The organism is Variovorax sp. VaC1 (assembly GCF_043658315.1).
GTDB lineage: Bacteria > Pseudomonadota > Gammaproteobacteria > Burkholderiales > Burkholderiaceae_C > Variovorax.
Map to the genome: position 1 here is coordinate 234,244 of NZ_JBIGLT010000009.1, position 12,583 is coordinate 246,826.

Annotated in this window: 9 protein-coding genes; 2 read left to right on the forward strand and 7 right to left on the reverse strand. The window is 65.5% G+C overall.

What is annotated here, in order from left to right; all coding sequences use genetic code 11:
* Positions 1-40: 40 nt before the first annotated feature.
* The gene (locus ACGLHS_RS30945; RefSeq protein ID WP_093247194.1) at positions 41-814 is read left to right on the forward strand and encodes a triacylglycerol lipase; all 774 of its coding nucleotides are present in this window, start codon (positions 41-43) and stop codon (positions 812-814) included.
* Positions 815-871: 57 nt separating this feature from the next.
* Here the strand turns inward: ACGLHS_RS30945 and ACGLHS_RS30950 are convergent, their stop codons facing one another.
* From ACGLHS_RS30950 to ACGLHS_RS30975, 6 genes are all read right to left on the reverse strand, one after another.
* Complete coding sequence (locus ACGLHS_RS30950; protein ID WP_394485630.1) at positions 872-1,114, reverse strand: hypothetical protein; 243 nt, start codon at positions 1,112-1,114, stop codon at positions 872-874.
* A complete protein-coding gene (locus ACGLHS_RS30955; protein WP_394485631.1) occupies positions 1,111-2,277 on the reverse strand; it encodes a colicin D domain-containing protein in 1,167 nt (388 codons plus the stop codon). Before ACGLHS_RS30955 ends, ACGLHS_RS30950 begins: the two co-directional genes overlap by 4 nt.
* The gene (locus ACGLHS_RS30960) at positions 2,277-2,624 is read right to left on the reverse strand and encodes a PAAR-like domain-containing protein (protein WP_394485632.1); all 348 of its coding nucleotides are present in this window, start codon (positions 2,622-2,624) and stop codon (positions 2,277-2,279) included. The genes ACGLHS_RS30955 and ACGLHS_RS30960 overlap by 1 nt, the downstream gene beginning before the upstream one ends.
* On the reverse strand, positions 2,621-3,787 hold the full coding sequence (locus tag ACGLHS_RS30965) for a DUF2169 domain-containing protein (RefSeq protein ID WP_394485633.1): 1,167 nt from the start codon (positions 3,785-3,787) through the stop codon (positions 2,621-2,623). Before ACGLHS_RS30965 ends, ACGLHS_RS30960 begins: the two co-directional genes overlap by 4 nt.
* Positions 3,780-6,062 (reverse strand): type VI secretion system Vgr family protein, encoded by a 2,283-nt coding sequence (locus ACGLHS_RS30970; protein ID WP_394485634.1) that lies wholly within the window; start codon positions 6,060-6,062, stop codon positions 3,780-3,782. The genes ACGLHS_RS30965 and ACGLHS_RS30970 overlap by 8 nt, the downstream gene beginning before the upstream one ends.
* Positions 6,063-6,303: 241 nt before the next feature.
* The gene (locus ACGLHS_RS30975; protein ID WP_394485635.1) at positions 6,304-9,528 is read right to left on the reverse strand and encodes a bifunctional cytochrome P450/NADPH--P450 reductase; all 3,225 of its coding nucleotides are present in this window, start codon (positions 9,526-9,528) and stop codon (positions 6,304-6,306) included.
* A gap of 200 nt (positions 9,529-9,728) precedes the next feature.
* Here ACGLHS_RS30975 and ACGLHS_RS30980 point away from each other — a divergent pair, with 200 nt between their 5' ends.
* Positions 9,729-11,282 carry a class I adenylate-forming enzyme family protein gene (locus tag ACGLHS_RS30980; RefSeq protein WP_394485636.1) on the forward strand — a complete coding sequence of 518 codons (1,554 nt, stop codon included), beginning with the start codon at positions 9,729-9,731 and terminating at the stop codon, positions 11,280-11,282.
* 33 nt (positions 11,283-11,315) lie between these two features.
* Here ACGLHS_RS30980 and ACGLHS_RS30985 read toward each other — a convergent pair whose 3' ends face one another.
* Complete coding sequence (locus ACGLHS_RS30985; protein WP_093247190.1) at positions 11,316-12,575, reverse strand: branched-chain amino acid ABC transporter substrate-binding protein; 1,260 nt, start codon at positions 12,573-12,575, stop codon at positions 11,316-11,318.
* Positions 12,576-12,583 lie beyond the last annotated feature (8 nt).

Below are 12,583 nucleotides of genomic sequence, written 5' to 3' on the forward strand. Positions count from 1 at the left end.
CGTCTTGAAGAAGATAAAAACCAAAAAGGAAACATCCATCATGACCACCGCCACCCACGACCACATCGCGCCGCCCTCGCGCCTGCTCCTGCTGGCCGAGGCCCGCGCCCTCTGGGAAACCGGCGCCGGCATCGCCATGTGGCCGCTGCTGCAGCTCACGCCGCGCGGCGACGGACACCCCGTGCTCGTGCTGCCCGGCCTGGTGGCCGGCGATGGATCGACCCTGCTGCTGCGCCGCTACCTGAGCAGCCGTGGCTACGACGCGCACGGCTGGGGCCAGGGCCGCAACTTCGGCCCGCGCGAGGGCGTCGAGGACGGCATGGTCGAGCTGCTGAAGACCTTGTACGAGCAGAGCGGCCAGAAGGTCAGCGTGATCGGCTGGAGCCTGGGCGGTGTCTATGCGCGGCTGCTGGCGTCGTCCTATGCGCCGATGATCCGCAACGTCATCACGCTGGGCAGCCCGTTCTCGGGCAGCCCGCGCGCCACCAATGCCTGGCGCGTGTACGAAGGCGTGAGCGGCCAGAGCTCGCACGACCCGCGCCGCATGAAGTTCGTGCAGCCCACGCCGCCGGTGCCGACCACGTCGATCTTCAGCCGCACCGATGGCGTTGTCGCCTGGCGCTGCAGCATCGAGAAGACCGGGCCGCAGTCGGAGAACATCGAAGTGCTGGCCAGCCACCTGGGGCTGGGTGGGCATCCTGCCGTGCTGTATGCGGTGGCCGATCGGCTGGCACAGCCCGAAGGGCAGTGGAAGCCCTTCAATCGCGGGTTGCTGGGGCCGCTGGTCTATCCGGACCCGGATCGCGAGGGCTGAAGAAGGTTGCCTCTCGGTCCTCGTCAGATCTGGAAGGCGCAACCGAGTGACTATGCCCTAAAGGTCAAGCTCGGCTCTGAGCTTCCTCCTGATGCTCTCCATCATCGATTTGTAGTCCGGGTCGAAGATGAAATCGATTTCTGACTCGGCTGCGGATTCGATCTCTCTCAAGACATGCTCTTCTTCCGGGGCGAGGCCAAACTGGGCAATCTTTGTACAAATTTCCATCAGGATGGCCATCTTGGCTTGAGACAGAGTGATGTTCACTTCCTTGTCGAAGTCGTACTTGTCGTTCGTCACAGGCTGCCTCGTGTTTGGACGTTGTTGATCTGGGCCGGGTTGAGCCGCCACCCGGAAAGAAAGTTGTGAGAAGTATCCGTCATGACATTCAAGCCCGTGGAGGGATTGAGGTAGTGGATGACAGTGTCGCCACGATACGTTCCGTTGATCATCTGTGTTCCCGGATCCTGCACGTGCGCTTCCAAGGCTGACTGATAGTTTGCGGCTGCATTCTTGCCCCAAGGATCGTTCACGCCGAAGTCTTTGGCATGTTTGTATTTGGCCTGTAGTTGCTTCTTGTCGTACTGAATCGCAGGCTTTGGCGGTGGTGGAGGGGGCGGCGGGAGGCGTCGAACTACAGTGCCCTGTGCCGGGGGCTCCGGTGGCGGATTCTGTGTCGAAGACTTTCCTCCAACGGGCCGGCCGACCGGTTCGAGAGGGGCGCCGCGAGCGTTCTCCACGGGTCTTGGCAGAGGCTCGGGGGCACTCTTCTTTCCACCGAGAGCCATGTGCGCAGTGAACATGTCGAATGCGGTTGCACCGACTTGATTGGCCATTGCCACGTGCTCCTCGCTTCCTCCGAGTACACGCGTCGCTGCGCCAGGGGCACCGAAGATCGGACCCAGCAAGGCGATACCCAGCGAGTTGCCGAAGCGCAGATTCTGGGCGCTCAACCAGGCACTTTCGCTGCCGGAGAGCCCGCTCTCCCAGCGTGGCCCCGGTGTATAGACGTCCTGCAGGAAGGAAACCCTTCTCTTGAGTTCCAGGGATTGTTCGGGCGGTAAGGGGTTCTTGCCGGTGTCGTGGTCGTTCAGTTGCTGGAGCTTGTCGTCCAGCGCCGACTTGGGTATTTCATCCGGCATCTTTTCGCATGCCTGCTGAAATGTCTTCGCAGCCTGCAGTGCATCCGTAGGCTCCAGACGCACGTCGCGATCGGTGCCGATCCACATCCGCTCGTACCACGGTATCTTTTCGAAGTCGGCCTTTTCCCGCTCGTACCGCTCGCTGCAGATGCCGGGCCGACGCCGCACCATCGGTCCCTTGGGCACCTCGAAGGTCAGCACCCTGCCGAGCGTGCCGTTGCTGTTGAAGGAAGACGGCGAGAAGGAGAAAGAGGGCGACGACGAGGAAGATGTGGACAGCGCTTGTCCCAGCGTTTTTTTGTCGTCGGGGGTCGAGCTCATCAAGCCGCTCCGTTCATCTCGCACAAGTCGCCATGGCGGGCCACGGCGCGGCTCTCGACGAAGACCGTCTGCGAGCCAGAGATGATCTTCACGTTGCCCGCGCCGAGCGAGACCCCCGAGCGCACACCGCTGCCCGCGTTGCCCGCCACGCCCTGAACGATGCTGTCGACCATCAGCACCTTCTCGCTGCGCGCGAACACCGTGTGCGAGTAGGCCGCCTTCTCGGGCGGAAGGATCGACACGATGTCGAAGGGAACGATCTGGTTGCCGACAATGCAGAAGTCCGGCGCCACGTTGACCACCATGAAGCGGGACTCCGCGTCCGCGATGTGTTTCTCGGCGCTCATGCAGGCACTCCCTGGGGTATGCGACTCCCTGCGGGAGCCTCTGCAATCGGACGGTCGAAAAGGTCCACCGCTATTGTGTCCAGCGCCTGGTCGAGTGTGAGCCGCCAGGTCAGGTGCACCAGCATCTCGTCGAGGTCGATGTGCACGGTGTCAAGCTTCATGGCTTCGCTGCGCTCGGCTCCGTCGCCGTTCCTACACAGCGCCTCGATCCACAAGTTCGGAAGCTGAACCTCGATGTGCGGCGCCGAAGCGAAGAAGCCGCTCATGCGCAGGGATTCGTCTCCCCGCAGGCCACCGGCCACGACTTGGTCAGCGGGGGCGTACTGGAAGAAACGCTCGTCGAAATCGTCGGCGTAGTCCATGTAGGGCTGTCCTGCGTAGCGTTCGCGCCAGGCGTCGTCGTAAGTTCCCGCCAGCGCGACGCGCGGCTGCCAGAAGCGCGCGACGGGCCCGAAGCCAGCTGGCTGCGCGTCCTCGTGGTTTGCGTGCTGCAGCGGTGCGTCGGCGCGTTCGATCTGCGGCCCGGAAAACGGCTGTCCGGCCGCATGGCGTGCTCCGGGATGATCCTCGCGGGCTGCACTGCCGAACCATCCAGTTCCACAGGGGTTGGCCGGATGGGTGCGAGGGGGGGCCGACGGGGCGTCACCCCGGTCGAATCCCCACCCGCCGTAGGCGAGCTCGTAGCGCAGCGGCACAGCAAGCGTGGGCTCTGGATCGGACAGGCTGCGCTGTGCCGCAGCCGGTTGCCAGTCCCAGTGGCGCGGCCCGGTCAGGCGCAGCACCTTGTGCAGCAGCGGCGCGTGCTGCCGGTGCACCTGCAGTTCCGCGTGCCATTCGCGCAGCGGTGTCCAGTCGAGGGCGTGTGCGGTGCCCGTCACATAGACATCGGTGCCGGGCTTGAGCAGCAGCACGTCGGTTGCCATGCGCAAGCTCGACAGCGCGGCGCGCGCGGCGTCCCAGGGCTCGTCGGCGAAGACCGGACCACGGTGAAGCACCGCCGGTTCGAGCCCGCCGGGCGCGAGCACGAAGCTCGCGCACACCACCACGACGTCGTGGAAGCGCCGCCCTTTACCCATCTTGTCGAACTGGAAGTGTGGAAAGGGGGTGTCGTTGCGCAGTTGCCCAAGGCGCGGTGCGGGGATCGGCGGCGCGGGCTCAGCCATGGGCGTTGCCCTTGTCCGCTGCCAGCATCCCGACTCCGGCGGAGACTGCGGCTGAGACAGTGCCGAGGACTTGTGTCGCATGGCCTGCAGCTTCGCCTACCCCGGTCACCTGCTGCGCGATCGAGGCGAGCTGTCCCGCCTTGCCAAGCAGGTCGGCGGGGTTGCCATCCATCAGTGCACCCAGGCTCGCCAGCGGACTGCCCGGCGGTTCAGCCGGCGGTGGGGTCGGAACCGCGTTGGGTTGCAGAGCGGCGCCACCGCCCTTGGGGTTGAGCCAGATGTGCTCGCCGTTGACGGTCACGTCGTCGCCCTGGGCCGTGATGTTGATCTTCTTGCCTGTGACAGCGATCGAGCCGTCGGCCTTGAGCTGCACCACCGATGCGCCCACCCGCAAAGAGATGGTCTTGCCGTCCATCTCGATGTGGCTGCCCTTGTCTCCGCCCACGGACAGCAGGTACTTCTCGCCGACCTTGGTGGTCTGGGTCTTGCCGACCATGGTGTTGTCCATCATTCCGACGACGGTGTTGCGCAGCATGCCGACGTTGAAGGAGTAGGCCAGCCCGATGTTCACCATCTTGGCCAGGCCCACGTTGTGCATGTAGGTCATGCCGATCGTGGCTATCTGGTTGCGGCCCACCTTCTTGTTGCGGTCGCGGCCCACCGAATGGGTCTCGTCATGCTCGACCTCTATGTCCTGGTTTCGCTCGGCATGCAGCCATATCTGTTCCTGGCCCTTCCTGTCCTCAAAGCGCAAGGCGTTGGCGTTGGTGTCGTTGCCTCCTTCGGAGCTACGGGTAAGCAGGCCGCTTTGCGTTGCGTTGGTCGGCAACGTCCATGGGGGCATGTTGTCGGCGTTGTAGACCCGGCCAGTCACGATAGGACGATCGGGGTCGCCGTTCTCGAAGTCGACGATCACCTCCTGGCCGATGCGCGGAATCTGGATGCCGCCGAAATTGGTGCCAGCCCAAGGCGAAGAAACGCGAATCCAGCACGAGCTGTTTTCGTCCTTGGTGCAATAGCGGTTCCAATGAAAGCTGAGTTTCACACGGCCGTATTCGTCGGTCCAGATCTCGCGGCCCGCCGGGCCGGTGACGATGGCAGTTTGAGGCCCTGTGGTGCGCGGTCTGGGCACCGGTGGCACTGGCGCACGAAAAACCTTGCTCGTCGGGATGACCTCGAAGTCCACCCGGCATTCGAACTCCTGCTGCGAGCTCGCATCGCCCACGTCCTGCAGTCGCAGGTGCGTGTGCGTCACGAGGTACTGCCGATTCGCTTCGTTCTGGGGATGGCGCTCCAGCGTGAGCAGACAGCCAGGAACCACTGCACGCAGGTTGCCGGAGCCGACGGCGCGTTCGCCCTGGCTGCCGGTCTCTTCCATGCGCGTGCGCACCAATTGCTCGCCTTCGGATTCGACGATGTAGTCGCCTGGCCACCTGTAGTGTTCCCACGTGTTTTGCGCGGTCTTGCGCGGCATGGCACTGACCTGCTGCAACTCGGCCTTCGGACGCTTGAAGTCGAAGTCGTCGGTGACCCAGCGGCCGCTTTGCAATTCCTCATGCGCATTGAAGCGGTCACAGCGTTCCTCGCGCACGGTTGCGTCGGCGGCATGGAAAGGAATGGTTTGATAGCCCGCATGCGCGAAGGGCTCGTGAGAAGCCATATCGTCCACGATGACCAGCTTGTGGCTGCTCTCTTCGTGCACGAAGTAGTAGTACAGGCCCCACTCGTGCAGCAGCCGCGCAATGAAGTCGTAATCGGTCTCCCCGTACTGGACCTGGAACTCACGGGCCGGATAGTTCCGTGTGGCCCGGATCTCGTAGGGCAACCCGTATTTGCCGAGAACCGTCTTGGTAATGCCCAACACGTCCTCGTTCTGGAAGATGCGGTAGTCGCTCGTGCGTGTTGCCAGGGTGAGCCAAGGCTCGACGACAGCTTCGTACAACGCGCGGCGATTTTCCAAGCGCAGGAAGCGCACGCGTGTGACCAGCCCCGAGATGTGGCGCTGCTGTGGGCCTTCGCCGGGCCTGCCATCGAGAACAACGTGCGTGGTGAGAGCCTCGCCGATCAACTGCTTGACGGCGACATTGGCCGCCTGACGCTCGTTGTAGCCCTGCTGCTCGGGGGTGGCGAGGGTCAGGGTATAGCGAAAAAGGCTGCTCAGGCTTTCATCGCCTTCAATCGCGATGGGCTCCAGTGCCGGTTCGTTGCCGAACACAGGCATCGCAGACGAGGAAGCGGTGAGAACACGCGCAAGCTGCGTGGTGCCTATTGGCATGAGATCTCCCAGATGTTCTGACTGACGAAGCAAATCGTAGCAATCCGAGCCTGAAACGCCAGTAACACGATAGGTTGCTGTCGCTCAAATCATCCGATGGGACCGCGTGACTATGAGTTACATCACTTGTGGCGTAGTGGGCTCATTGCAACCGCGAGGCGCAGATGCCCGTGGTCGACTCCTTGGCGCCCTCGAGGGTCATATGTCAGCACTGGAGGCCTGAGGCCCCACGGGCTTCCTGTCAGCTTCCGGCCCACACGTCCAGCACATAGCGCTGGTCCGCAATCATCTTGTCCATCCATGCCGTGCTGTCGTGCCCGTGCTCGCGCGCCAGGTCGCTCAGCGTGCGCCGCACGTCGGGTTCCATGCGCGAACCGTCGCCGCACACGTAGACCACGGCACCCGCTTCGAGCAGCTTCCAGACATGCGCCGCTTGCTCGCGGATCAGGTCCTGCACGTAGACCTTGCGCTCGCCCGAACGCGAGAACGCGGTGTGCAGCTTCATCACGCCGCGATGGGCCCAGGCCTTCAGCTCTTCGGCGTAGATGAAGTCCTGCGCCGGATGCCTGCAGCCAAAGAAGAGCAGGGCATCGCCCAGCGCTTCGCCCGCCTCGACCTGCGCGGCCCGCTCCTGCAGGAAGCCGCGAAACGGCGCGAGGCCCGTGCCGGGCCCGACCATGATGAGCGGGCGGCCCTTGTCCTCCGGCAGCCGGAAGCCTTCGGCCGTGGTCTCGCGGATCACGCCGTGCACCGTGTCTCCCGCCTCGGCGCGCGCCAGGTAGTTGGAACACACGCCCTCGAAGGTGCCGTTGCCCGACAGCGCCGGCGCGCTCACCACGCCCACCGTGACGCTGCAGCGGCCGGGCGTCATCGTCGGCGACGACGAGATCGAGTAGTAGCGCGGCGAGAGCGGCGACAGCATTTCGAGGAACACCGCGAACGGCACCTGGCAGGCGCGGTGTTCTTCCAGCAGTTCGAGCAGCGACTTGCGCTTGTGCAGCACCTCGGCCTTGTACGCGGCCTGCGAGGCTTCGTCGCTGCCCGACAGCGCCACCAGCTTCGGCTTGGTGAAGGGGCACTCGGTGTAGGCCGCGAGCGTGGCGATCTGCTTGCGCGTGGCCACGTCCTGCAGCTCGACGTAGTCGCCCAGCAGGCGGTCGACGGCAATCACCTGGTCCACCGGCAGCGCCGCCTTGCGCCCCGCACCGGCATGCAGCCGCACATGGGCCGAGCGGTCGAAACCAAAGCGCGCCATCGCGCGTTCGACCTGCGCGGGGCTGTTGCGCGGCACCACGCTCAGGTGGTCGCCGGCGCGGTAGATCACGCCTTCGGGCAACGTCAGCTCGACGTGGCGCGTGGAGCGCCCGGCCTCGCCGTTGCCACCGCCGCCGCTTTGCAGCTCGCGGTTCTCGATGACGCGCAACGCCACCGCGCCGAGCGCATCGACCAGCGCGTTCTTCTGCGGTGGCGGCAGTTCTTCGAGCGTGTAGAGCGGCTCGCTCTGCACGGGTGTGTCGGCACCGGTCTTGATGCCGAAGGCCTTCACCAGCTCGGGCCAGAGCGCGTCGCTCCAGTCTTGAAAAGCGCCGTCCATGTCCTCGCGCGCATCGCCTTCGCCGCGTGGATGCACGCGGTCGGCGCCCAATGCCTCGAGCCGTTCGTCGATGCGGCGCGGCACGGCCTGGTAGGTGGCGACCCAGTCGGTGTTGCCGCAGCCGAAGACGCTGAAGCGCACGCCGTTGAGCGAATCGTCGGCCTTGTCGAGCCAGCGGTGGAACTCGGCCGCGTTGTCGGGCGCCACGCCGTTGTACGAGGCGCAGACGATCGCCACCGCGCCGTTGGCCGGCAGGCGCTCGGCGTAGTCGTCGAGCGATGCCAATTGGGTCGAGAAGCCGCGCATCTCGCCGGCCTCGGCCAGTTGCCGCGCCAGGTCTTCGGCCGTGCCGAGATTGGAGCCCTGCAGCACCAGCAGCGAGGTGCCGTGGCGTGCCGCCTGCGGCTTGCGCGCGGCCGGCTGCGTGGGCTGGGCGGGCGCGGCCACCGCATCGGCCATGTGGCCGCGCGGGCGCGTGGCCGGGTCGCGCAGCAGCGCCTTGATCTTGAAGCCCTCGGGCTTGATCGTCAGCGCTTCCTTGATCTTCAGCTTGTAGTTCGTGTGGTCCACGAGGTTGAAGCGCTGCAGGATCATGCCCAGCGTGAGCACTGCCTCCTGCAGTGCGAACTGCCGCCCGATGCACGCGCGCTGCCCGTTGCCGAAGGGCTTGAAGGCATTCACCGGCCGCTCGCGCTCGGCCTCGCGGCTGAAGTGGTCGGGGTTGAATTCGTCGGCGTCCTCGCCCCAGATGCCCTTGTCACGGTGCAGCGCCAGCGCATGCATGATGACCATGTTCTTCTTCTTGATCGTGTACTGGCCACCGATGGTCGTGTCTTCCTTCGCGCGCATCGCAATGGCCGGCGCCGTCGGGTACAGGCGCAGCGCCTCCTTCAGCACCTGCATCACGTACTGCAGTCGATTGACCTGCGCATAGGTGGGCTTCTGCGTGGTGTCGGGGCCGAACACGCTGTCGACCTCGGCCTGCGCCTTGGCCAGCGCCTCGGGGTTCTTCAGCAGGAAGTAGGTGGCAAAGGACAGCAGGCCGCTGGTGGTCTCGTGCCCCGCGATGAGGAATTCGATGCACTCGTCGCGGATCATCTTGTCGTCGAGCTTCTCGCCGCTCTTCTTGTCCACGCCCGCGATCATGTAGCTCAGCAGGTCGGGCTTGGTGGCGATGTCGGCGCCGCTGGCACGCCGCTCCTCGATGATGTCTTCCACCATCTTGTGCATGAAGCGGATGTCCTTGCGCTGCTGCGCCAGCTCCTTCTTCAGCATCAGCTCTTCGAGCGGCAGGCCACGCCGGTTCTGCACCGTCTCCAGCGTGCGCACCATCGCATCGACAAAAGGATGGAAGCCCTCGCGGTAGAACGAGTTGAAGCGGTAGCCGAAGCCGCACAGGCCGATGGTGTCGAGCGTGAGCGCGGTCATGTCGCGCACCACGTCCACCTCTTCGTCGAAGTTCAGGCGCTCCCACTTGGTGACCAGCTGGCTCGCGATGTCCAGCATCATCGGGTGGTAGGCCTGCATCGCACGCTGGCTGAAGTTGGCCAGCAGGATGTTGTGCGGCTTCGACCAGGTCTCTTCATGCGTGTCTGAAGTGAAGAGCCCGTGCGACGCGGCACGCAGCCGCCGCAATGCACCGCGTGTACTTTTGTCGAAGCGTGCTTCTTCGCAGAGTTCGTCGACCAGCGCGGGCGACGACACCACGATCACCGGCATGCCCGGCATGTCGAGCCAGTAGATGCCACCGAGGTCTTGCGCGATCTTCCACATGTCGAGCACGGGAGAGTCGGAGCCGATCGACAGCAGGTTCCCGACGAAGGGTTTCTTCGCCGGATGCGGGATCGGGTGGAGCGAGTTTTTGCCTGCCATGGGTTGTTGTGCCTTTGGAATGGACCCGCTTCGGATGTCCGTGGTGTAACAACCGGAGTATCCCGATGGCACGGGGGGCGGGCAGGGCGGGGATTCCCTTAGCTCCTGCGGTCCTTCGGCACCGCCAGCCTGTTGACGCAAGCCAACGCCGGGGCCACGGCCTACGCTGCGCCCACCCCTTGCTTTCATCCCGCCACGCCATGTCTTTTGCCGGACCCGAGAACGACCTGAAACTCTTCGAAGCGCTGGATCGCGCCGCGCGGCGGCATCCCCAGGTCACGGCCTACATCGACGGCGAACGCGGGTTCAGCTTCGGCCAGGCCGCGCAGGCCAGCGAACACCTCGCCGTTGCCCTGCTGGACATGGGCCTGCGCCGGGGCGGGCGCATCGCGCTGCTGTCGCCGAACCGGATCGAATGGCTGCAGCTGTTCTTTGCGGCGGCACGCATCGGCGTGGCCGTGGTGGCGCTGAGCCCACGCTACCGCGACAGCGAACTCGCGTTCATGCTGGCCGACAGTGCCTGCCAGGCGGTGTTCACGGTCGAGCAGGTGGACGACTTCGATTGCGCGGCGATGTTCGAACGCCTGGCGCCGCAATTGCCGGCGCTGCGCCAGGTGGTGACATTCGATGGCGCGCGCTTCGCCGAAATGGCGGCCATGCCGGTGCAGCGTCCGCTGCTCGACGATGCGTCCGCCCAGGTGCAGGCGGACGACCTCGCGATGGTGATCTACACCTCCGGCACCACGGGTCGGCCCAAGGGCTGCGCGCTCACGCACGCCAGCATGCTGGCCTCGGCATGGGGACAGTCGCAGCACACGGGCGTGCGGCCCGGCGAGCTGCTGCAGCTGGGCAATCCGCTCAACCATGTGGGCGGCATCACCTGCGGCGTGCTGGCGCAGCTGCTGGCCGGGGGCAGTTGCGAACTGGTCGGCACCTTCAAGGCGCAGACCGTGCTCGACATGATCCGGCGCCATCCGCCCGCCTTGCTGGTGGGCGTGCCGACCATGCTGACGCTGCTGCTGATGCATCCGTCGTCGGCATCGGTCGACCTGGACAGCGTGCGGCTCATCGTCACCGGCGGCTCGAACGCCGACGCCACCTTGCTCGGGCAACTGAAGGCGCGCATGCCGGCGGCGACGGTCATGAACCTCTACGGGCTGTCCGAGTCGTCGGGCGCGCTGGTGATGTCGCCCGCGGACTGCGCCGACGACGACCTCATGCAGGCCATCGGCCAGCCCTTGCAGGGCGTGGAGGTAAAGGTGCTTGCCCCCGGCGGTGCCGTGCTGCCGCATGGCGAGATCGGCGAGCTGTGCTTTCGCGGCCTGGGCGTGGTGCGCGGCTACATCGGCGCGGCCGAGGCGAGCGGTGCCTTCGCCGACGGATGGCTGCACACGGGCGATCTCGGGATGGTGGACGCCCGGGGCTTCATCACGCTCAAGGGCCGCATGAAGGACATGTACATCCAGGGCGGCTTCAACGTCTACCCGGCCGAGGTCGAGGCATTGATCGCGAGCCATCCGGGCGTTCTGATGGTGGCCGGCATCGGCGTGCCCGACCCGGTGCTGGGCGAGGTCGGCCGCTACTTCGTCGTGCCCAGGGAGGGCATCAGCCTCTCGGTGGACGCGCTGCTCGCGCATTGCGACGGGCGCATCGCCGACTACAAGATGCCCCGGCAGATCGTGCTGCGCGAGCAATTGCCGCTGACGCCGGCCGGCAAGATCCATAAGGCGAAGCTGCGCGACGAGGCCGTGTGACTTGTCACGCCCGCCCCGTGCGGTCGCCTGGCCTCAGGGCCGGACCATCTTGCAGTCGGTGCCCTGTGCCAGTTCGTTGCCCGTGTAGACCGCATCGGTGCGAAAGCCGTAGTTCGTGCCTTCCCAGCCCGTCTTCACCGTCTTGCCGTCCACCGGCGCGATGGTGTTGACCACCTGCGGCAACAGCAGTTGATGGTCTTCGGCGCGCATGCGCACCGGCCCGACCACCGAGTCGAAGCTCAGGTCTTCGAGCGCGTGCGCCACCTTCACCGTATCGGTCGAACCCGCCTTGTTGATGGCAGCGGCCAGCAGGCGCGGCGTCATGTCGATGCGCGGTGCCAGGAAGTCCTTGCCGGTCTTGGCCTTGTAGGCCTTGGCCAGCGCGTCCACCTTCGGTGTGTCGGCCTCGCCCGGGTGCCATTCGGCCACCCACGTGAGCTGCCCCGTCTTCGCCTGCGACACCGCCGTGACCGTGCCCGGCACCGAGCCCGCGCTGTGGTTGAAGTAGCGCAGGTTGTAGCCCGCGTCGCCTGCGGCCTTCAGCAGCAGCGTCATGTCCTGCCCCCAGTTGCCGGTGATGACCGAGTCGGCCCCGCTCTGGCGGATGTTCGCCACGTAGGGCGCGAAGTCTTTCACGCGGCCGATGGGGTGCAGCGCCTCGCCAACGAACTGGATGTCGGGCCGCGCCAGGCCCACCAGCTGCTTGCCGTAGCTGGCCCACTGCTTGCCGTGTGCGTAGTCCTGGTTGAGCAGGTAGACCTTCTTCACGTCCGGCGTCTTCTTGATGTAGTTGGCCAGCGCCTTCATCTTCATCGCCGTGTTGGCCTCGGTCTGGAAGTGCCAGAAGCTGCAGGCCTTGCCGGTCATCTCGGGGTCGATGGAGGAGTGGTTCAGCACGATCAGCTCCTTGCCCGGGTTGCGCTGGTTCCAGCGCGCGACCGATTGCACCAGTGCCGTGACCACCGACGAGCCCGAGCCGCCCGTCACGATGGCCTTGGCGCCCTGGTCGATGGCCGCCTGCAATGCGCTCTGGCTTTCCTGCGCCGAGAGCTTGCTGTCGAACTGCAGCAGCTGCAGCTTGGTGCCGCCGAGCACGCCGCCCTTGGCGTTGATGTCGTCGACGGCGTACTGCGTGTGCATCAGCATCAGCTCGCCGACGTTGGCAAAGGGGCCGGAGAGCGGATCGATGTAGGCGATCTTGTAGGTCTGTTGCTGCTGCGCGTGGGCGGCGCCGGCGGTGGCCAGCAGGCAGGCAAGGGCGATCCGCGCCAAGGGCGCACGGTTGAACTTCATGGTTTGTC